This is a genomic window from Streptomyces sp. NPDC005808 (genome assembly GCF_042871385.1).
GTDB lineage: Bacteria > Actinomycetota > Actinomycetes > Streptomycetales > Streptomycetaceae > Streptomyces.
Genome location: NZ_JBIAIK010000006.1, coordinates 353710 through 373499, shown reverse-complemented (window position 1 = coordinate 373499; position 19790 = coordinate 353710). Strand labels below are relative to the sequence as shown.

24 protein-coding genes and 1 pseudogene are annotated in these 19790 nt (G+C 69.1%); 17 read left to right on the top strand and 8 right to left on the bottom strand.

Annotated features, from left to right (window positions below):
* Nucleotides 1–142: 142 nt before the first annotated feature.
* From ACFYPC_RS16590 to ACFYPC_RS16565, 6 genes are all read left to right on the top strand, one after another.
* Nucleotides 143–1390 carry an amidohydrolase family protein gene (locus ACFYPC_RS16590; RefSeq protein WP_388675992.1) on the top strand — a complete coding sequence of 416 codons (1248 nt, stop codon included), beginning with the start codon at nt 143–145 and terminating at the stop codon, nt 1388–1390.
* 26 nt (nt 1391–1416) lie between these two features.
* Nucleotides 1417–2322, top strand: coding sequence for an LLM class F420-dependent oxidoreductase (locus ACFYPC_RS16585; protein ID WP_388676247.1), 906 nt, complete (start codon nt 1417–1419; stop codon nt 2320–2322).
* 188 nt (nt 2323–2510) lie between these two features.
* A complete protein-coding gene (locus ACFYPC_RS16580) occupies nt 2511–3296 on the top strand; it encodes an SDR family NAD(P)-dependent oxidoreductase (RefSeq protein WP_388675989.1) in 786 nt (261 codons plus the stop codon).
* A 126-nt stretch (nt 3297–3422) separates the two neighbouring features.
* Nucleotides 3423–4541, top strand: coding sequence for an LLM class flavin-dependent oxidoreductase (locus ACFYPC_RS16575; protein ID WP_388675987.1), 1119 nt, complete (start codon nt 3423–3425; stop codon nt 4539–4541).
* Nucleotides 4542–4566: 25 nt separating this feature from the next.
* The gene (locus ACFYPC_RS16570; protein ID WP_388675984.1) at nt 4567–6297 is read left to right on the top strand and encodes an amidohydrolase family protein; all 1731 of its coding nucleotides are present in this window, start codon (nt 4567–4569) and stop codon (nt 6295–6297) included.
* On the top strand, nt 6294–7769 hold the full coding sequence (locus tag ACFYPC_RS16565) for an aldehyde dehydrogenase family protein (RefSeq protein WP_388675981.1): 1476 nt from the start codon (nt 6294–6296) through the stop codon (nt 7767–7769). The genes ACFYPC_RS16570 and ACFYPC_RS16565 overlap by 4 nt, the downstream gene beginning before the upstream one ends.
* A 21-nt stretch (nt 7770–7790) precedes the next feature.
* Here the strand turns inward: ACFYPC_RS16565 and ACFYPC_RS16560 are convergent, their stop codons facing one another.
* Nucleotides 7791–8090 (bottom strand): type II toxin-antitoxin system PemK/MazF family toxin, encoded by a 300-nt coding sequence (locus ACFYPC_RS16560; protein ID WP_388675978.1) that lies wholly within the window; start codon nt 8088–8090, stop codon nt 7791–7793.
* Nucleotides 8087–8317 carry a hypothetical protein gene (locus ACFYPC_RS16555; protein ID WP_388675975.1) on the bottom strand — a complete coding sequence of 77 codons (231 nt, stop codon included), beginning with the start codon at nt 8315–8317 and terminating at the stop codon, nt 8087–8089. The genes ACFYPC_RS16560 and ACFYPC_RS16555 overlap by 4 nt, the downstream gene beginning before the upstream one ends.
* A gap of 142 nt (nt 8318–8459) precedes the next feature.
* Between ACFYPC_RS16555 and ACFYPC_RS16550 the strand changes: the two genes are divergently transcribed.
* From ACFYPC_RS16550 to ACFYPC_RS16535, 4 genes are read left to right on the top strand one after another with little or no spacing between them, the layout of a single operon-like run.
* Nucleotides 8460–9215, top strand: a complete 756-nt coding sequence (locus ACFYPC_RS16550) for an SDR family oxidoreductase (RefSeq protein WP_388675972.1) — start codon at nt 8460–8462, stop codon at nt 9213–9215.
* Nucleotides 9216–9259: 44 nt separating this feature from the next.
* Nucleotides 9260–10156 carry an SDR family NAD(P)-dependent oxidoreductase gene (locus ACFYPC_RS16545; protein WP_388675969.1) on the top strand — a complete coding sequence of 299 codons (897 nt, stop codon included), beginning with the start codon at nt 9260–9262 and terminating at the stop codon, nt 10154–10156.
* Nucleotides 10157–10180: 24 nt separating this feature from the next.
* Nucleotides 10181–10924: a TetR/AcrR family transcriptional regulator gene (locus ACFYPC_RS16540; protein WP_388675966.1), complete on the top strand. Its 744-nt coding sequence runs from the start codon at nt 10181–10183 to the stop codon at nt 10922–10924.
* A 22-nt stretch (nt 10925–10946) separates the two neighbouring features.
* Nucleotides 10947–11798 (top strand): aldo/keto reductase, encoded by an 852-nt coding sequence (locus ACFYPC_RS16535; protein ID WP_388675963.1) that lies wholly within the window; start codon nt 10947–10949, stop codon nt 11796–11798.
* Nucleotides 11799–11807: 9 nt separating this feature from the next.
* Here ACFYPC_RS16535 and ACFYPC_RS16530 read toward each other — a convergent pair whose 3' ends face one another.
* Entirely contained in the window at nt 11808–12446 is a 639-nt protein-coding gene (locus tag ACFYPC_RS16530; RefSeq protein ID WP_388675961.1) for a TetR/AcrR family transcriptional regulator, read from the bottom strand.
* Between the two features lie 65 nt (nt 12447–12511).
* Here ACFYPC_RS16530 and ACFYPC_RS16525 point away from each other — a divergent pair, with 65 nt between their 5' ends.
* Complete coding sequence (locus tag ACFYPC_RS16525) at nt 12512–12844, top strand: EthD domain-containing protein (RefSeq protein ID WP_388675958.1); 333 nt, start codon at nt 12512–12514, stop codon at nt 12842–12844.
* Nucleotides 12845–12852: 8 nt separating this feature from the next.
* Here the strand turns inward: ACFYPC_RS16525 and ACFYPC_RS16520 are convergent, their stop codons facing one another.
* Together ACFYPC_RS16520 and ACFYPC_RS16515 are read right to left on the bottom strand one after the other, a co-directional pair.
* Nucleotides 12853–13812: an alpha/beta hydrolase family protein gene (locus ACFYPC_RS16520; RefSeq protein ID WP_388675955.1), complete on the bottom strand. Its 960-nt coding sequence runs from the start codon at nt 13810–13812 to the stop codon at nt 12853–12855.
* A gap of 769 nt (nt 13813–14581) precedes the next feature.
* Nucleotides 14582–14947, bottom strand: coding sequence for a hypothetical protein (locus ACFYPC_RS16515; protein WP_388675952.1), 366 nt, complete (start codon nt 14945–14947; stop codon nt 14582–14584).
* A gap of 84 nt (nt 14948–15031) precedes the next feature.
* Here ACFYPC_RS16515 and ACFYPC_RS16510 point away from each other — a divergent pair.
* A pseudogene (locus ACFYPC_RS16510) lies at nt 15032–15243 on the top strand (IS630 family transposase); the annotation flags it as partial.
* A gap of 21 nt (nt 15244–15264) precedes the next feature.
* Nucleotides 15265–15702 carry a cytidine deaminase gene (locus tag ACFYPC_RS16505; RefSeq protein WP_388675949.1) on the top strand — a complete coding sequence of 146 codons (438 nt, stop codon included), beginning with the start codon at nt 15265–15267 and terminating at the stop codon, nt 15700–15702.
* A 58-nt stretch (nt 15703–15760) separates the two neighbouring features.
* On the opposite strand, the gene ACFYPC_RS16500 is transcribed toward ACFYPC_RS16505, so the two are convergent.
* From ACFYPC_RS16500 to ACFYPC_RS16490, 3 genes are read right to left on the bottom strand one after another with little or no spacing between them, the layout of a single operon-like run.
* Complete coding sequence (locus ACFYPC_RS16500) at nt 15761–16159, bottom strand: nitroreductase family deazaflavin-dependent oxidoreductase (protein WP_388675946.1); 399 nt, start codon at nt 16157–16159, stop codon at nt 15761–15763.
* Nucleotides 16160–16194: 35 nt separating this feature from the next.
* Entirely contained in the window at nt 16195–16377 is a 183-nt protein-coding gene (locus ACFYPC_RS16495; RefSeq protein ID WP_388675943.1) for a DUF397 domain-containing protein, read from the bottom strand.
* Nucleotides 16378–16388: 11 nt separating this feature from the next.
* Nucleotides 16389–17240, bottom strand: coding sequence for a helix-turn-helix domain-containing protein (locus ACFYPC_RS16490; RefSeq protein ID WP_388675940.1), 852 nt, complete (start codon nt 17238–17240; stop codon nt 16389–16391).
* Nucleotides 17241–17451: 211 nt separating this feature from the next.
* Between ACFYPC_RS16490 and ACFYPC_RS16485 the strand changes: the two genes are divergently transcribed.
* From ACFYPC_RS16485 to ACFYPC_RS16470, 4 genes are all read left to right on the top strand, one after another.
* Entirely contained in the window at nt 17452–17889 is a 438-nt protein-coding gene (locus ACFYPC_RS16485; RefSeq protein ID WP_388675937.1) for an ATP-binding protein, read from the top strand.
* A gap of 261 nt (nt 17890–18150) precedes the next feature.
* Nucleotides 18151–18357, top strand: coding sequence for a hypothetical protein (locus ACFYPC_RS16480; protein WP_388675934.1), 207 nt, complete (start codon nt 18151–18153; stop codon nt 18355–18357).
* A gap of 479 nt (nt 18358–18836) precedes the next feature.
* Nucleotides 18837–19091 (top strand): helix-turn-helix transcriptional regulator, encoded by a 255-nt coding sequence (locus ACFYPC_RS16475; RefSeq protein ID WP_388675931.1) that lies wholly within the window; start codon nt 18837–18839, stop codon nt 19089–19091.
* A complete protein-coding gene (locus ACFYPC_RS16470) occupies nt 19088–19729 on the top strand; it encodes a hypothetical protein (protein WP_388675928.1) in 642 nt (213 codons plus the stop codon). Before ACFYPC_RS16475 ends, ACFYPC_RS16470 begins: the two co-directional genes overlap by 4 nt.
* Nucleotides 19730–19790 lie beyond the last annotated feature (61 nt).

The following is a 19790-nucleotide window of genomic DNA, read 5'->3' as shown; positions in this document are numbered from 1 at the left end:
GCGTCAGCAGTGGGAGACGGCGATCACAGGCCGCCGTGCCGAACTCCCCGGACGATCACAGGGTCCACACGCGGTCCACGCAATCGAGCGGGCACCGACCAGAGAGCTGACGGCCCGTCAGATCGGCGCTACCGTACAGAGCATGGAGACCTTCCCGAAGATCATCTCGGTGGACGACCACACGGTGGAGCCCCCCAACGTCTGGCGGGACCGGCTCCCGTCGAAGTACCAGGACCGAGGCCCGCGCATCCTTCGCGCGCCGCTGAGGGAAATGAGCTTCCTCGGCGGCAAGTTCGCGCCCGTCATGGGCAACCCGGGCGACGACGGGCCGACAGGCGACTGGTGGGTGTACGAGGACCTCCACCGGCCCCTCACCCGCCTCGACACCGCGGTCGGATACGACAGGGACGAGATCAAGCTCGAAGTCATCACGTACGAGCAGATGCGGCCCGGTTCGTACGACGTGCCGCAGCGGCTCGCCGACATGGACGTCAACCATGTCCAGTCCGCCCTCTGTTTCCCGACCTTCCCCCGCTTCTGCGGCCAGACCTTCACCGAGGCCAAGGACCATGAGCTGGGCCTGCTGTGCGTGCGGGCCTACAACGACTGGATGGTGGAGGAGTGGTGCGGGCCGGACGCCCGCGGGCGGCTGATACCACTCACCCTCATCCCCCTCTGGGACCCCCGGCTCGCGGCGGAGGAAGTGCGCCGCAACGCCGCCCGTGGCGTACGCGCCGTGGCCTTCTCCGAGATCCCGCCGCACCTCGGACTGCCCTCCATCCACACCGACGACTGGGACCCCTTCCTCGCCGCCTGCGACGAGACCGGCACGGTCATCGCCATGCACATCGGGTCCAGCAGCAGGATGCCGTCCACCTCCGCCGACGCCCCGCCCGCCGTCGGCTCCACCATCACCTTCGCCAACTGCTGCTTCTCGATGGTGGACTGGCTGATGAGCGGGAAGTTCGAGCGCTTCCCGGGTCTGAAGGTCATGTACGCCGAGGGTCAAATAGGGTGGATTCCCTACATACTTGAGCGCGCGGACGTGGTCTGGGAGGAGAACCGCGGGTGGGGCGGCGTCGCGGACAAGGTCCACCGGCCGCCCTCCGAACTCTTCGCCGAGCACGTCTACGGCTGCTTCTTCGACGACGCCTTCGGCCTCAGAAACCTCGATGACATCGGGGTGGGCAATGTGCTGTACGAGACCGACTACCCGCACTCCGACTCGACCTGGCCGAAGTCCCGGGAGGTCGGCGAGGCCCAGATGGGGCACCTCGACGCGGACGTGGTCGACCGGATCGTAAGGGGCAACGCCATCGAGCTGCTCGCGCTCACGCAGGACGGGCTGTGGGCCGGTCCGGGCGGTGCGCGTTCTGGTGGTGCACGTTGAGCACGGGCAGGCCGCCGCTGTACGGGATGCAGCTCCCGATCCAGTCGCAGAGCACCATCTACGCCGAGCCGTGGGAGGCGGACGCCGGCCCCGCCGACCTCGTCGAGATCGCCCGCGCCGCCGACCGCTCCGGCTTCGCGTATCTCGCGAGCTGCGACCACGTCGCCATCCCGCGCCGTCTCGCGCGCGCGATGAGCACCGTCTGGTACGACCCCGTCGCCACCCTCGCCCTCCTCGCGGGCGTGACCGAGCGCGTACGGCTGCTCAGTCACGTCGCGATCGTCGGGCTGCGACATCCGCTGGTCACCGCCAAGCAGTACGCGACCCTCGACCACCTGAGCGGCGGGCGGCTGATTCTCGGCGTCGGAGCCGGGCACGTACAGGAGGAGTTCGAGGTCCTCGGGGTGGACTTCGCGCGGCGGGGGGCGGTCCTCGACGAGTCGATCGACGCGCTCAGGGCCGCGCTCGGGCCGGACGAATTCCCCGTGCACCACGGCAAGTTGTACGACTTCGAAGGGCTCGGCCAGCTGCCCAGGCCCGCGCAGCAACACGTGCCGGTCTGGGTCGGCGGGTCTTCGCCCGCCGCCGTACGCCGGGCCGCGCTGCGCGGTGACGGGTGGCTGCCGCAGGGTGATCCGCGCGACCGGCTGCCGGAGCAGATCGCCAGGCTCCGGGGGATCAGGCAGGACGCGGGCATCGAGGACCCCGTCACCATCGGCGCCATCACCGAGCCGCTGTACGTCGGTGAGCCCGGCTGGGATGTCGGGCGGCGCACCCTGCACGGGGCGCCCGAGGTGCTCGCCGAGTCGCTGCGGGCGTACTCCGCGATGGGTGTGGACCAGGTGCAGGTGCGGTTCCGCAGCCGGAGCCGCGCCGAACTCACCGACCAGATCGCGGCGTTCGGCGCCGAGGTCGCTCCGCACCTGAGCTAGCCGACTTCGCTCCGCACCTGAGCTGACCGAGGTCGCGCCGCACCTGAGCCGGCCGACTTCGCTCCGCACCTGAGCTAACCGAGGTCGCTCCGCACCTGAGCTAAACCGACTTCGCTCCGCACCTGAGCTGAAGGAGAGCCGCAGGCCACACCCGGCCCTCCCGGGCCGGCTGACACTTACGGAGAGCCATGGGCAAGCTGGACGGACGCGTCGTGCTGATCACCGGTGCGGCGCGCGGGCAGGGCGAGCAGGAGGCGCGGCTGTTCGTCGCGGAGGGCGCGCGGGTCCTTCTCGCGGATGTGCTCGACGACCAGGGGGAGACCCTGGCCAAGGAGATCGGCGCGCGGTACGTACACCTCGACGTGAGCCAGGAGGCCGACTGGCAGGCCGCGGTCGCTGTCGCCAGGGAGGCGTACGGGCGGATCGACGGTCTCGTCAACAACGCCGGCATCCTGCGCTTCAACGAGCTGGTCAACACCCCGCTTGACGAGTTCCAGCAGATCGTGCAGGTCAACCAGGTCGGCGTCTTCCTCGGGATCAAGACCGTCGCTCCCGAGATCGCGGCGGCGGGCGGGGGCACCATCGTGAACACCGCCTCGTACGCCGGGCTCACGGGGATGGCCTGGGTGGGCGCCTACTCCGCGACCAAACACGCCATCGTGGGGCTGACCCGGGTCGCCGCCCTGGAGCTCGCCGCCAAGGGGATCCGGGTCAACGCCGTCTGCCCGGGGGCCGTCGACACCGCCATGAGCAACCCGGCGCTGCTCGACCCGGACGGCGACCCCGCCGGCCATACGGCGCCCTCGGCGGCGGTCGACGCGCTGTACCGCAAGCTCGTGCCGCTCGGCCGGATCGGCAGGCCGGAGGAGGTGGCCCGGCTCGTCCTCTTCCTCACCGGCGAGGACTCCTCGTACATCACCGGACAGCCGTTCGTGATCGACGGGGGGTGGCTGGCGGGGGTGAGCGTCATCTGACCTCGCACAGCCTCCAGCTGACGCGACGTCAGCTATTGACGCCTTACGGGCGCGGTGGAACAGTCGGCAGATGAACCTGACGGTACGTCAGATAGCTGGACACGGACGTGGGGACGGTGAACCTCCTTGGAATTCGGGCTCTTTGTACAGGGATACGTGGGCAAGCGGGCCGAGACCGATCCGCTCGCGGAGCACAAGGCGCTGATGGAGGAGACCGAGTACGTCATCCAGGCGGACAGGTCCGGCTTCAAGTACGCCTGGGCGTCCGAGCACCACTTCCTGGAGGAGTACTCGCACCTCTCGGCCAATGACGTCTTCCTCGGCTACCTCGCGCACGCCACGGAGCGCATCCATCTCGGCTCCGGGATCTTCAACCCGCTCGCCCAGGTCAACCACCCCGTGAAAGTCGCCGAGAAGGTCGCCATGCTCGACCATCTCAGCGAAGGCCGCTTCGAGTTCGGCAGCGGCCGGGGCGCCGGCTCGCACGAGATCCTCGGCTTCATTCCCGGCGTCACCGACATGAACTACACCAAGGAGATCTGGGAAGAGACCATCGCCGAGTTCCCGAAGATGTGGCTCCAGGAGGAGTACGTCGGTTTCCAGGGCAAGCACTGGCAACTTCCGCCCCGCAAGATCTTCCCCAAGCCGTACGGGAAGTCGCACCCCGCCATGTGGTACGCCGCCGGGTCGCCGCCCTCGTACGCCATGGCCGCCCGCAAGGGGCTCGGGGTCCTCGGCTTCAGTGTGCAGAAGGTCTCCGACATGGAGTGGGTCCTGGAGCAGTACAAGACGGCGATCGTCGAGGCGCGGCCGGTCGGGGACTTCGTCAACGACAACGTGATGGTGACCTCGACGGCCATCTGCGCGCCGACGCACGCGGAGGCCGTACGGATCGCCGCCGGTGGCGGACTGCACTACCTCCAGTCGCTCGTCTTCCGCTACCACGACACCTTCCCGCGTCCCGAGGGCTTCCCCGTCTGGCCGGAGACGCTCCCCGAGTTCAACGAGGAGATCATCGAACTCCTCATCTCCGAGGAGTTGTTGATCTGCGGCGACCCGGCCGAGGTGCTCACCCAGTGCAAACGGTGGGAGCAGGCGGGCGCGGACCAGCTCAGCTTCGGGATGCCGATCGGGATCTCCCGGGAGGACACCCTCCAGTCGATCAGGCTGATCGGCGAGCACGTGATTCCGAAGATCGACACGGATCCGGTGCACCGGACGACCCGGTTCCGCAACGCCGTATAAACGCCGTACAGGGGGTTCCCGCGCGATGCTCGACCATCTGATCAAGGGCGCGACCGTCGTGGACGGGAGCGGTGCCCCTGCGTACACCGCCGATGTGGGGATACGGGACGGCCGTATCGCGGTCATCGGGGCGGTGACGGAGGACGCGAGGACGAGCGAGGACGCCCAGGGGCTCGTCCTCGCCCCCGGGTTCGTCGACCCGCACACGCACTACGACGCCCAGCTCTTCTGGGACCCGTACGCCGCCCCGTCCCTGAACCACGGGGTGACGACGGTCGCGGGCGGCAACTGCGGCTTCACCCTTGCCCCGTTGAACCCCGACCGGCCCGAGGACGCCGACTACACGCGCCGCATGCTGTCCAGGGTCGAGGGCATGTCGCTGGTCGCCCTGGAGCAGGGCGCGCCCTGGAACTGGCACGGCTTCGGGGAGTACCTGGACGCCCTGGAGGGGCGGATCGCCGTCAACGCGGGCTTCATGGTGGGGCATTGCGCGCTGCGGCGGTATGTGATGGGCGCGGATGCGGTGGGCGGGCAGCCGACCGAGGAACAGCTGGGGGAGATGCTCGACCTCTTCCACCAGGCGATGGCTGCCGGGGCCTGGGGGCTGTCCACCACCCAGTCCTCCACGCACTCCGACGGCGACGGGCAGCCGGTCGCCTCGCGGCACGCGAAACCCGCCGAACTGCTGGCCCTCTCCCGCGCGGTCGGCGAGCACGAGGGCACCCAGATCGAGGCGATCGTCGCGGGCTGCCTGGACCAGTTCAGCGACGACGAGATCGATCTGTTCGTGGAGATGAGCGCGGCGGCGGGCCGTCCCCTGAACTGGAACGTGCTGACGATCGACGCCGCCGTCCCCGAGCGCGTCCCCCGGCAACTGGAGGCGAGCGAACGCGCCCGCAAGTCCGGTGGCCGCGTCGTCGCGCTCACCATGCCGATCCTCACCCCCATGAACATGTCGCTCGGCACCTTCTGCGCCCTGAACCTCATCCCCGGCTGGGGCGAGGTACTGGCCCTTCCCGTCCCCGAGCGGATCGCCCGCCTGCGCGACGGCGACGTACGGGCCGAGATGCTGCGCCGGGCCGCCGGCAAGGAAGCGGGCGTCTTCCGGCGGCTCGCCAACTTCGGGCGGTACGTCATCGGCGACACCTACAGCGCCGCGAACGAGGGACTGACGGGGCGGGTCGTCAACGACATCGCCGCCGAGCGCGGACAGGAGCCCTTCGAGTGCCTTGTGGAGATCTGCGCGGCCGACGAACTGCGCACGGTGCTGTGGCCGATGCCCACCGACAACGACCCCGACTCGTGGGCGCTGCGCCAGGAGACCTGGCGGCACGAGGACGTCATGCTCGGCGGCTCCGACGCGGGCGCCCATCTGGACCGCATGTGCGGAGCCCCGTACACCACCCGTTTCATCGGTGACTGTCTGCGCGGGCGGAAGCTCGTCACGCTGGAGGGTGCCGTGAAGATGCTGACGGACGACCCGGCGCGGCTCTTCGGGCTGCGGCAGCGGGGGCGCCTGGAGGTGGGCTGGCATGCGGATCTCGTCCTCTTCGACCCGGAAAGGATCGACGCCGGCAAGGCCACCCTGGTGCACGACCTGCCGGGTGACAGTCCGCGCCTCGACTCGAAAGCAATCGGGATAACAGCGGTCTGGGTCAACGGAGTTGAGGCGATCCGCAGTGACGAGGTGACGGGTGCGGTACCGGGAAAGGTGCTCAGGTCCGGGCGGGACACGCAGACGGTGAGCACCAGGTGAGCGCTGCCGTGACCGGGGGAGTGGCCGACGGGCAGCGGTTGTTCATCGGCGGTTCGTGGGTGGCGCCCGACAACGGGTTCTACGAGGTGACCGACCCGGCGACCGAGGGTGTCGTCGGGCGGGCGCCGGAGGCCTCGCGGGAGCAGGTGTACGCGGCCGCCGCCGCGGCCCGCGAGGCCTTCGGACCGTGGTCGCGCACCCCTGCCGAGGAGCGCGCCGCCGTCCTCGGCAAGGCGGCCGGGATCATCCGCCGCAACCTGCTCCCGTACGCCGAACTCGCCCAGGCCGAGAGCGGCGCCACCACCGGGACGGCCCGTGCGATGCAGGTGGGCGTGGGTATGGCCCGCTTCCGCCGGTACGCGAAGGCCGAACCCGTCGAGCAGCCGCTGCCGCCGCAGATCAACGAGGCGGGGCCGTTCGGCGGGGCGGCCGTCATAGGCGCCTTGGCGGTACGCCAGCCGGTCGGCGTCGTCACCTGCATCACCTCGTACAACAACCCTTGGGCCAACCCGGCCGGCAAGGTCGCCCCTGCCCTCGCCATGGGCAACACGGTGGTTGTGAAGCCCGCCCCGCAGGACCCCCTCTCCGTGTACCGGATGGCGGAGGCCCTGGAGGCGGCGGGCGTCCCGCCGGGCGTCGTGAACGTGGTCAGCGGCACGGGAGTCGAGGTCGGCGAGGCGGCGGTCGACTCCCCGGACATCGACATGGTCAGCTTCACCGGCTCGACCGCCGTCGGGCAGCGCATCGCCGAGGTGTGCGGGCGCGGTATGAAGCGGCAGTTGATGGAGCTGGGCGGCAAGGGCGCGGCGGTCGTCTTCGACGACGCGGACCTGAAGTCGGCGGTGTCGGGCATCGGGACGACGTTCTCCTTCTACAGCGGGCAGATCTGCACGGCGCCGACGCGGGTGCTGGTGCAGCGCGCCGTGCACGACCGGCTGGTCGAGCAACTGGCCGCGTACGCCGCCCACTTGAAGGTCGGCGATCCGCGTGACCCTGGCACGGTGGTCGGCCCGGTCATCTCCGCGGCCCATCGCGACCGGGTCGAGTCCTACGTCGAACTCGGCCGCAAGGAAGGCGCGCGGGTGCTCGCGGGCGGCGTACGGCCCCCACTCGACCGCGGCTTCTATGTCGCCCCCACCCTCCTCGCCGACTGCACCCCGGACATGCGGGTGGTCCGCGAGGAGATCTTCGGCCCCGTCGTCGTGGTCGTCCCCTTCGAGGACGAGGAGGAGGCCATCGCCCTCGCCAACGACAGCGACTACGGCCTCATCGACTACGTCTGGTCCGGCGACATAGCCCGCGCCTTCCGCGTGGCGCGCCGCCTCCGCGCGGGCGGCGTCGGCGTCAACACCGTCGGCCGCAACATGGAGGCCCCGTTCGGCGGCTTCAAGAAGAGCGGGGTGGGCCGGGACGTGGGGTCGTACGCGCTGCACGCGTACAGCGAGGTGCAGGCGATTGTCTGGCAGGGGTGAGCCGGGCCGCGTCCTGCATGGCTACAGATCGAAGACGGCCCGGAGCCCGATCTCGACGGCTTCCATGACCCGTTCGTCCACGGGCCCCAGGTCTTTGGTGTATCGAGGGGCCGACAATGTGCGGAACTCGCCGAGGATGACGGTCCCCGACGAGGGGGTGCTGACCGGAATGTCGACGAGTGTCGCCTCGCGCACCTGCTGCGGGTAGATCAATACGCAGGTGGCGGTCTTGTTCTGCGCGTTCAAGGCATCGGACGAGATCACCAGGACGTGCGCGGGACCTCCGGCGAAAGACAGTTGGTAGACGTGTCCGCGCTTCACCGGCCAGCCACCCGTGCCCAGCGCTCCAGGGTGGTGTCCTCGCTCTCGGCGGGCTCCGCCGCGGTGGTGACGATCCCGGCCTCGGCCCGCACCTGTGCGGACCTCTCTAGCTCTTCGGCGAGCATCTGGCGGCGCAGTATCCGGGCGGTGTACGCCGAGGCGTTGCCCTTGGCCTTCACATACGCGGCCACGTCGTCCGGCAGGCTCATCGTCATGTTCACCGTCATGCCAGCATCATACATAGCTCAATGTCGAAAGCATGACGTAGTGCCGCTACGGCCGTGGGTAGCGTTGCTACCTCTTTAGTGTTAGCGTTGTTCCTGTCGGGGGGCGGAGACCGCTACCCCAGTCACGACTAGGAGCAACGTCATGAGTGAGCAGTCCAGCACCGGTACGGACGCCCGCGTGGCCGTCGTCACCGGCGGTTCGCGTGGGATCGGGCGGGAGACCGCCGAGCGCCTGGCCGCCGACGGGTTCGCCGTCGTCGTCAACTACGCGGGCAATGAGGCCGAGGCCGACAAGGCCGTCGCCGCGATCACCGGGGCCGGCGGGCAGGCGATCGCCGTGCGTGCCGATGTGGCCGACGAGACCGAGGTCGCGGCGCTCTTCGACGCGGCGGAGAACGCGTACGGCGGGATCGACGTCGTCGTCCACGCGGCCGGTGTCATGGCGCTGGCCCCGCTCGTGGACCTCGACCTCGACGCCCTCGACCGGATGCACCGCACCAACATCCGTGGCACGTTCGTCGTCGACCAGCAGGCCGCGCGGCGGCTGCGGGCGGGCGGCGCGATCATCAACTTCTCCAGCTCCGTGCTGGCGCTCGCGATCCCCGGCTACACGGCGTACGCCGCCACGAAGGGCGCCGTCGAGGCGGTCACCCTGATCCTCGCCCGCGAGATGCGCGGCCGGGACATCACCGTGAACGCGGTGGCACCCGGCCCGACCGCCACCGCCCTGTTCCTGGACGGCAAGGACGAGGAGACCATCGCGCGGATGGCCGCCCAGCCGCCGCTGGAGCGCCTCGGCACCCCCGAGGACATCGCCGGGGTCGTCTCCTTCCTCGCCGGTCCCGCGGGCCGCTGGATCAACGGCCAGGTGCTCCGCGCCAACGGCGGCATCGCGTAGTCATCCGAGGTCCCAACCCCCTTTCAGATTCAAGGAGTTCAGCCATGAGCAAGGTGATCGTGATCACCGGTGCCGGTTCCGGCTTCGGTGCTCTCTCCGCCCGCGCGCTCGCCCGCGCCGGGCACACCGTCTACGCCGCGATGCGTGACGTCGCCGGCCGCAACGCGGACCGGGTCACGGAGGCCGCGGCGTACGCCGCCGAACACGAGGTGGACCTGCGTACGGTCGAACTGGACGTCCTCTCCCAGGAGTCGGCGGACGCGGCCGTCGCCACGATCCTGGCGGAGGCCGGCCGCCTGGACGTCCTCGTGCACAACGCGGGCCACATGGTGACCGGCCCGACAGAGGCCTTCACCCCGGAAGAACTGGCGGCGGTGTACGACACGAACGTGCTCGGCACCCAGCGGGTCAACCGGGCCGCGCTGCCGCACCTGCGGGCGCAGGGACACGGCCTGGTGCTGTGGGTCGGCTCCACGTCGACGAGGGGCGGCACCCCGCCGTATCTCGCCCCCTACTTCGCCGCGAAGGCTGCGATGGACGCGCTCGCGGTGTCGTACGCCGCCGAGCTCGCCCGCTTCGACATCGACACGACCATCGTCGTACCGGGCTCCTTCACCTCCGGCACCAACCACTTCGCCACCGGCGGCCACCCCGCCGAACAGACGGTGATCCCCGCCTACGAGGAGCGCTACGCGGGCCTGATGGACCAGGTCTCCCAGCGCCTGGCCGCCCTCGCGCCCGCCGGCGCGGACGTGTCCCAGGTGGCCGACGCGATCGTCGAGGTCGTCGACACCCCGCACGGCCGGCGCCCGTTCCGGGTCCACATCGACCCGGCGAACGACGGCTCCGAAGAGGTCAGCGCGGTCGCGGACCGTATACGCGCCGAATTCCTGAAGCGGATCGGCCTGGACGACCTGCTCGCCCCCCACCAGGCGGTCTGAGTGGCATCCGTTAGCGTCGCTACCGTGAGTACGAAGGCGCGCATTCTCGAAGTGGCGGCCGCACTGGTCGCCGAGTCCCCGGACGGGGATGTCTCGACCCGGGCGGTCTGCGATGCGGCGGGAGTCGGCGCCCCTGCCCTCTACCGCCACTTCGGGGACAAGGAGGGCCTGCTGTCGGCGGTCGTCGACCACGGCTGGGACCGGTATCTGGCGACCAAACGCCACCGCACCCCCGGCACGGACCCCGTCCAGGACCTGCGCGACGGCTGGGACACCCACACCGAGTTCGCCCTGCAGAACCCGAACCTCTACCGCCTCATGAACTCCCCGGCGATGCGCACACCCCCGGCCGCGGCGCAGGAGTCCCACCAGATCCTCACCTCCGACCTCCAACGGGCCGCCGAACAGGGCAAGTTGCGCCTAGCCCCGGAACTCGCCGCCCAGATGATCATGTCGGCGAACGTCGGCGTCGCCCTGATGCTGGTCTCGCGCCCCGCGACCTTCACGGACGGGACGGTGTCGCGGCGGGTACGGGACGCGGTGCACGCGGCGGTCTTCACACCGGACGTGATGGACTCCCGTACGGCATCGGGGTCCCGTACGGCATCGGGGTCCCGCACGGCATCGGGGCCCGACGCCGAGGGAGCCCGCGTCCCTGCCACGGCCGCCCGCCTCAACGCCCTCCTGCGCCAGACCACGCCCCCGACCCTCACCCCGGCCGAGACGACTCTCCTGACAGAGTGGTTGAACCGCCTCTCGAACGAGTGACGGTGAGCGTGAAGGGGAGCCGATGACACAGGCAACGTTCCTTGTCGGTGGGGATCTGACCGTGGGGCGGCTGGGTTTCGGGGCCATGCGCCTGCCGACCGATCCGGGACCCGCGCGCGAGGCAGCGGTGACGGTCGCCCGCCGGGCTGTCGAGCTGGGCGTGACACTGATCGACACCGCCCATATGTACGGCTGGGGAGCCAACGAGGAGTTGCTCGCCGAGGCCCTGCACCCCTACCCGGACGGGCTGCTCATCACCACCAAGGTCGGTGTCGCCCGATCGGCGTCGACGGGGGAGTGGGGACTCGACGGCCGCCCGGCCGTCCTGCGCGCCCAGGTCGACGAGGCCCTCCGCCGCCTCCGCGTAGACCGGATCGAACTTCTCCAGCTCCACCGCATCGACCCGGAGACGCCGCTCGCCGACCAGCTCGGCACGCTGCGGGAACTCCGGGACGAGGGCAAGGTGGGCCGGATCGGGCTGTCCGAGGTCACCGTCACCGAACTCGACCGGTCGCGGGAGATCGTCGCCATCGCCAGCGTGCAGAACCGCTACAACCTCCTCGACCGCGAGTACGAGCCCGTGCTCGCGGCCTGTGAGGCGGCGGGGATCGCGTTCCTGCCGTGGCGGCCGGTCGCGGCGGGAGACTCAGGAGCAAGAGCCGAAGTTGCCGCCGTGGCATCCGAACTCGGCGCCACTCCCACCCAGCTCTCCCTCGCCTGGCTCCTGGCCCACTCGCCGGTCATCCTCCCGATCCCGGGCACCGCCCGGATCGACCACCTGGAGGAGAACCTCGCCGCCACGCACATCCAGCTGACCCCCGGGCACCTGGACCGGCTCGACCGGCTGTACGAGCAGGGTGAGGGCGGGTTGTGAAAGTGCCGGTTACGGCCACTTGTTGATAGCTGCGACCGGCAAGGCAGCTTCCTGGAGAGCGGTGGGCCTGTCCGCATCGGTGGGCCCGGTCCTCCTGGTCGCCAAGGCCTGAACCAGTCGGCGATTCGCTTCCTGGGCGGTCATTCCCCAGTCCCACTCGGCTTTGTGGAGCCGAAGGGAGACGACACCGTGCCACGCCGACCACAGCAGGAGTGCGGAGGCGAAGGGTGCGTCCGGGTCGATGAGCCGCGCGAGTTCGACGATGCGCGCCTGGAGGCGGGGGCCGTGCGCGGCTCTGGTCTCCGGCAGGGCGTCATTGCTCTCGAACAGGAGCTGGTACGCGCCCGGGTGGGCGGCGCCCCAGGCGATGTAGGCGTCGCCGGCGACGACCAGCTGGTTGCCGGCCTCGTCCGTGGCGTTGAGGGCCGACTCGACCGCTTCGACCAGCGAGGTGTACTCGGCGTCGAGCACCGCGGAGCGCAGGTCCGCCTCGGAGGGGAAGTGCCAGTACACGGCCGAGGGGGCAACCCCGCAGGCCCGGGCGATCGAGCGCAACGACGGAACGGCCACCGCTTGGGGCTCCGCCAGCATGCCGATCGCGGCGGCCACCAGCTCGGAGCGCAGGTCGCGGTTTTCTGTCTTGGTCACCGATTCATTGAACACCTGTTCATGGTAGCTTGCAATGAACAGGTGTTCAGGAAGGTGGTGTCGGCATGCTCAGGCTGATGACGGTGATCAGGAAACGCCCGGAGATTTCCACGGAGGACTTCCGCCGGTTCATGGAACTGGAGTACGGACCGACCTATGTGGCACTTCCCCAGGTCAAGGAGTACGTGCAGTACTACCTGACCGACCTCGCGACGGACGGGGAGGAGGAGCCGATCGACGCGATCGTGCGGATCGCCTTCGAGTCGGAGAAGGAGATGCGCGAGGCCCTCGCGACCGAGGAATACCGGAAAGCGCACGAACTGCGGACGGCGTACATGCGGGAGACGTCCGTCGGTATTCATTCGGCCGTTCTGGACCGCAGGGTGCAGTTGGTCTAGGGAGCGGCCTACTTCGATTCGATGCGTCCGAGCGGGTCGGGGTCGGATGCCAATGCGTCACGCGCCGTCTGCCAGGCGGGGTCCCCGGGGTGGAGCTCGCTGCGGAGGTAGGCCCAGGTGAGCTGCTGGACCGCGGCCACGCGTGCGGGGTTCTCGTCCGTGGTCTCGGCGACGTCGTATCCGGAGATCCCGCCGAGCCCGTGCTCCGCGTCGAACAGGGTGAGCAGGGACTTGGGGCCGGGAGAGAGGACGTACGGATCGGCGTGCCAGTCCGGGCCCGCGACCGTCAGGTGGGCGGAGGTGTCCTTGTCGCCGGCGACCACGAGCGTGGGCGTCGCCATCTCGGCGAAGTCCATGGTCAGGAAGAAGGGGTAGTTCTCGGCCACGAACTCGCTGACGGCGTCGCCGCCCCTGCCGGGCGCGGCAAGGAGCACACCCGCCTTGACCCGGGAGTCGGCCAGCTTCACCACCGTTCCGTCGTCCGGATCGGTGAGCCGGGCGCCCAGCAACAGGCTGGCGGTGTGCCCGCCCATCGAGTGCCCGGCCACGGCGACCTTGCTGTGGTCCAGGCGCCCGGCGAGCTGCGGCACGGCGGCCTCGATCACGTCGAGGTGATCGAGAATGCGCGTCATGTCCTCGGCCCGTGAACGCCAGTACATCGGCGCCCCCGGGGTCTCGGGGTCCAGGTTCAGCTTCCTGGAACTCAGATGGGTGGGCTGGATCACGACGAAGCCGTGGGCCGCCCAGAAGTTGGCGAGAGGGGCGTAGCCGTTCAGGGAGGAGAGGTGGTTCGAGTAGCCCTGTCCGTGCGAGAGGAGGATGACCGGCAGGTCGCTCCCGGCCACGGGTGCGGAGACCCGTACCTCCAGGTCCACGACTCGATCGGGAGCCGGCAGCACCACCGGACTGACGGAGAGGACGGGAGTGGGCGAGCTGAGGATGTCGGCGGGGTAGGTCGATTCGCTCATGTTGCTGGGTCCGTTCAATGGCTGGCTGTGCGATGGCAGCCGTCCCCGCTGTAGGCCCGGGGAGGCGGTCGGGAGGCGTCGGCTCCAGAGGCCCGGATCGGGATGCGCTGAAGCGGAGCGTTGTTCCGATTACGATACGGAACATCGTTCCGCTTTGTCAACGCGTCAACGCGTCAACGCGTCAACGCGTCGATGCCGGGTGGGGCGCGTGGCGATGTGCGTTCCGCGCGGGGGCGGGCGGGGATGGGCAGGGATGGGCGGCATCGCGCTGCTGCCCCCCCGCGTCCGTCATCGGCCTCTGGACAGGGGGAAGGCTTCGTGTCCGGGCGGAGCGGCCGTGTCGATGACCGCCTGGAGATCCACCTCGCCAGCTGTCTGAACAGAAGTCCTGACTCAGAAAACCAGCCCTGGCCCCGGTACCTGCGTTGTGCCGGGGCCCGTCATTTCCCCCGCCCCCCGCCCCCGCTCCGAGCCGCCTGCACCGCCGGTCAGCACCGGGACGGTTGCTGGTGGCTTCCAGTGCCTCGTCGACCATCTCGAAGGGCACAAGCTGGATGAGTTCGCCGAGATGGCCCGGGGCGAAGGGGCCTTCGGCCACCCGGACGGCGCGGGTGATGGCGGACCTGTCTGGACAGCGGAGCCACCGTGTGAACGGCTTGTCTTGGTCGACTGCCAGTTCTACCGGGGCTCCGCTCCTCACGTCCGGCGAAGCCGCAGCCTACGGCCCCTGGACAAACACCACCCACCCGGAAACTTCGCGGCCTTGAGGCTAGCCGTGTGAGGCCGCGAACCCGGTGGCGACCCAGCCACTGCCACTCCAGTGCATCTCGTACCCGTACGCCACGGCCCCGGGATCGTTTCCGTGCAGGGACTTCATCCGATCCCAGCTCTCGTCGCTGGACTCGTCCGGCTGGTACACCGCCATCCAGTACTGCGGCGTCGACGTGTCGCCGCAACTACGGTGCCCCCAGAACTTCAGCGTGTGCGTGCTGTCGGTGAACACGGTCCGGTCCGTGTCGTTGATCGTCCACCAGTCCCGACAGTCCGTGCTGTCCGCCGCGGCGGGACCGGCAACGACCAGTCCGCACCCGATCGCCGCGACAGTGGCGAGAGCCGAGGCCCGTAACCAGTTCATCGAAAACTCCTTTGATCGTGGTTTTCGGCAGCGTAATGGAACGTTCGTTATATCGGGTTAACAGAATTCCAACGCTCGACCGCCAACGTCGAGATCGCCTGCACCCTGACAAACTCCTCCTGGCTCAACCGGATCGAAGCCCAGTTCACTGCCCTGCGCTACTTCACCCTCGACGCACCGACCACGCCGACCACAAGGAACGGGGCAGCATGATCCGCCGCTACATCATCTGGCGAAACCGCCACGCCGACGACCGGCGCCTGCGCGCCGTCGTCGACAAGGCCAACGTCGCCTGACCGCGCAAGAAGGCAGGGAAGATGACCACACAGAACGACCGTGTCGACCACGAACTGATCCGGGCAGCGGCGCACGTCGCAGCCACCCGCTGCCGGGGCGACAACCACACCATGGCGGCTGCGGCCCGCACCCGGGACAGCCGGATCGTCACCGCGGTGAACGCCTATCACTTCACCGGAGGCCCCTGCGCGGAGCTGGTCCTGATCGGCACCGCTGCCGCCCAGGGCGCTTATGACCTGGACACCATCGTCGCCGTGGGTGACCGCGACCGAGGCGTCGTGCCCCCATGCGGCCGTTGCCGCCAGGTCCTTCTTGATTACTTCCCCGCCCTCAAGGTCATCGTCGGGACAAACGACAGCCTCCGAACAGTGCCCGTCACCGACCTGCTTCCCGAAAGCTACATCTGGGCAGACCACCAGCTCGACGCAGAGGAGAGCGCACCACTCAGCACGAGCTGACACCCCAGGCAGTTACAGGGCGAACGTTGCCTGCTTCGGAGCTAGCCGCCGACGCCGATCAGCCGTCCGTCAGATCCACCCGCACCGTCAGCAGGTTCGTGCCGAATGCACGGACCGCGGCGCTGTTCAGCCGGGGCAGGGACCTGAGCCGTTCGCGGGCGTCGTCCCGGGTCAGCAAGTGGGCCGTCCCCTCGTGCCAACGCCCCTTGACGCGCACCCGGACCCTCGGGTCGGCCTTGATGTTCCGCACGTACTGCGACTTCTCGCCGTACTCGGACACGATCCAGAACTCCCGCCCGACGCGCCGCCCACCGACCGGCGTCCGGCGCGCCAGCCCCGACTTGCGCCCCGTGGTCTCCAGCAGCGTCTGAAACGGCAGCAGCTTCATGACCGGGTTCCCGATCCGTCGCTGGAGCGAGGTGACGATACGGAACTTGAGTTCGTGGTGGCGGGGCATGTGGGGGCTCTTTCGTTGGCGGACCCGGGCGCGGGTCAGTTGTGGTTCTTCTTCAGCGCTCGGAGGAAGGTCGCGAAGGTGTCCGGGTGGGTCGAGAGTATGGCTCGGGTGAGGTCGCTGCTTTCGGTCAGATGGACCGTTTCTGCGGTGGCGGCGACGTGGAGGCAGGATTCGCCCTGGGCGCAGTGCGACGATTTCTGCCAGACGTGGGCGGGCATGGCGGTCTCCTTCACAGTTCGGTGGAAAGGCTGTGGATGAAGTCCCTGGATTTTTCCGGGGGGAGTGCAACCGACTCCATGCGGTTGAGCAGGTTCCGGTACGTGTCCAGTTCGGCCTCGGCGTCGACCTGGGCGGGCCCGTGCGACTGGTCCAGTGAGACCGTGTCGAGCCGGGGGACCGTCCCGTGGAGGTACAGGAATGTCTGCCCCGAGCCCGGGTGGGCGCCGATGGCGAACGGAATGACCTGGACAGTGATGTGCGCACGTTCGCCTTGCGTCAGCAGATGGGCCAACTGCCGCTTGGCGACGTGCGGGCCGCCGACGGGAACGCGCAGCGCGGCCTCGTGGATGATCGCCTGGTACGGGATGGGGGTGCCCTCATCCAGGAGTGCTTGGCGTTGGAGCCGGTGGCTCACCCGGTGTTCGATCTCCCGGCGGTTGAACTCGGGCACCGCCTGTTCGTAGATGGCGCGGGCGTGGTCGGCGATCTGGAGCAGGCCCGGGATGTGTGCCGTGTTGGCGGCTCGCAGCCTGACCGCGTGGTGCTCGACCTCGGCCAGGTCGAGCAGCCCGGCCGGCAGTACCTCCCGGAACGTCTCCCACCAGCCACCTTTCCGCTCCGTGGCCAATTCGATCAATCCGTCGACGTAGGCGTTGTCGGAGCAGCGGTAGATACGGGCCAATGCGCGCAGCCTGTCGGGGCTCACGCCGAACCGGCTGGCCTCGATGTTGCTGAGCTGCGCCTGACTGACGCCCAGTTGGCGAGCCCCCTCGGTCACGGTCAGCCCTGCGCGCTCGCGCAGCCGCCGCAACTCCGTGCCGAGGCGCAGTCGACGGGCGGTGGTGGCGGTCCTGGGCGCCATGACTCAACTCTCCTTGAACGGGCGATCGTTGGGGTCACCCACACGAGGGAAAATCTCACGTGATTGCCCAAATGGGAAATGTATTAAGTCGCGAGCCACTAGCTTAATGACCCAGGCGCCCCGCCCGGGAGTACCCCGCTCGACGGAGCGGCATCGTCACTGGGCTCCGCAGACCAACGACCCCAACTCCCTCTAGTGATCGGAAACTTCCGTGGCAACCGTATCGCCGCACTGGTCCTACACCCTGCAACTTCCGCACGATCCGCGGGCTCCGGGCATCGCCCGGGGAACCCTCAGGCTGATTCTGGCCGCCCATGAAATGTCCGAACTCTCCCCGACGGCAGAGCTGTTGGCGGCGGAACTGCTGACGAACTCGCACTGTCACACCAGTGGCCCGTATGCCCTCCGGGTCCTCTCGACCGAGTCGGACCGGCTGAGGGTCGCCGTATGGGACTCCGACCCGAGAATCCCGCCCGGCTTCGGCGACGTACCCCCGCCTGCCGCGGAAACCGCCGAACACGGCCGCGGCCTGCACCTCGTACGGGCCTGCGCCGACGCGTGGGGCGCGTCTGTGCTGCGTGAGCTGGGCGCGTCGAAGGGCGGCAAGCTGCTGTGGGCCGAGTGCGGGCGCGGAGTGGCGGCGTGGTGAGCGGGGCGGTGCGGGCCGTGGGGAATGGCGTGCGATGTCCGTCCGGGGCGGGGGCCGCCATACTGGGAGGTGGAGCCATGCCCGTTCGTCAGGAGCAGACCATGAGCGCACAGCCTGAGCACGGCTGGGGGGCTGTGCCCCTCCCGGAGATCCGGACCGTGGACGACCTGCGCAGCGCACTCAGCACATGAGCGATTTCCCGCTGGAGGAGGCCGAGCCCGCCAAGAGGCGTTCGGGGACCTCACGGAGGGGGAGCGGGAAGTGGTCCGGGACGCACTCAAGGTCATCGGACGGGATCCGACGGCGGGGCGCGAGATCCCAGGGTGGCGCCCACCCTCCGCGGAGTACACGTACACCACGCCGCTCGCTCACGACTCTGCCGAAGCGATCACCATCGTCTACACGCACACCCCTGGCATGGGCGTGACGGTCGTGTACTACTTCCGCGATCCACTGGTATTGGGCTAATACCGAGGATCTCTGCGCGACGGTGGTCGCTGGTCCACGAACTCGCAGATCACACGCCTCCGGCCAAGCGCGACCTCCGGCCAGCCCGACCTGCGATCGGACATCCGCCCCCACGTACCCAGGCCGACGCGGTCCGTCACCCGAGGACCGGCCGCGGGCGCTGCTGAGAGCACTCGACCGCGGAAACGCGGCCTCACCCGATCTCCCCCTCGCCGTCGAAGCCGGATTCCACGTGCACGATCGCCGTTTCGGTGCGAGGCCGCGCAACGCCGCACCCGCCGTGGTGCCTGCTTGTAGCGCTTTTCCACGAACTGTACGAGTTCGGCCCGCCGACCCACCGCGGTTGCGGTTCTACAATTGAATGTAGTAGTTCTACTATGGATCGTCCAAGGAGTACGAAGAACGTCAAGCCTTTGAGTGTGAGGAGAAGCGCATGGATGGCACGCTGCGAGCCGCCCGGCTGCCGTGGGTGGCGCCTGATGCCTGCTGACAAGCAGGGCAATGGTGACGGAAACGCCTATAACCGGATCCCGATGCTGCGGGCCGAACGCGGTGTCTCGCGCCGTGACTTGGCCACCGCCCTGGGCGTCCACTACCAGACCATCGGCTACATCGAGCGTGGTGAGTACAGTCCCAGCCTCCACCTGGCGCTGCGCATCGCCGAATACTTCGAGGTCCCGGTCGAGGTGGTCTTCTCCCTCAAGCCCTTCCCCCGGATCGGAAACACGTCATGACGAACGAAGAACGGTCTGCGAACGACCACGACTCCGCCCGTCTCTCCTGGTGGAGCGAACAGCAGGCGAAGTCACAGCTCAGACGCACGGAGCGCCTGCGTGCCCTTGACCCGCAACTCGAGCGACTGTCCGCCCGCTATGCCGGCCGACGCCCCCGCCGTGTATTGGCGGTTGCGGGAGGCTCGTGCCTGGGGCTGCTCTGGGTGGATGCCGCCGTCTCATGGGCTCTGGCCCCGAGCGACACGGCGATGATCGTCAACTTCGTGGTCCTCGGCGTCATGTTGGTGGTGGGCGTCCCGCTGGCCGGCCGGCTTCTCGCGACCACCCGGGGAATGATCTCCAGGCGGGAGCACGAACTCGACGAACGGGAGCTGGCCGGCCGTCTCCGCGCGTTCTCAACTGCGCACCGATCTAGCACCGTGGTGATGGTCCTCCTCTGGGCTGTGATCATGTTTGCCACGCACGGGGACGGCCGGGACTCGCAGATCCCGGGCGCCGCGCTGATTCTGATCCTCTTCGCCCTGCTGGTGACCCACGCCCTCCTGCCGCTCATCGTCGCGACCTGGCAGATACCCGACCCGCCCGCCGACGAGGACGAGTTCGACGACATCAGCCATTCAGCAGGAGAAGATCACTGAGAACGTGAGGTGAGTGAACCAGCCAGGCGGAGCCTGTTGCTGGGCGCGGCTGCGGCCGGGC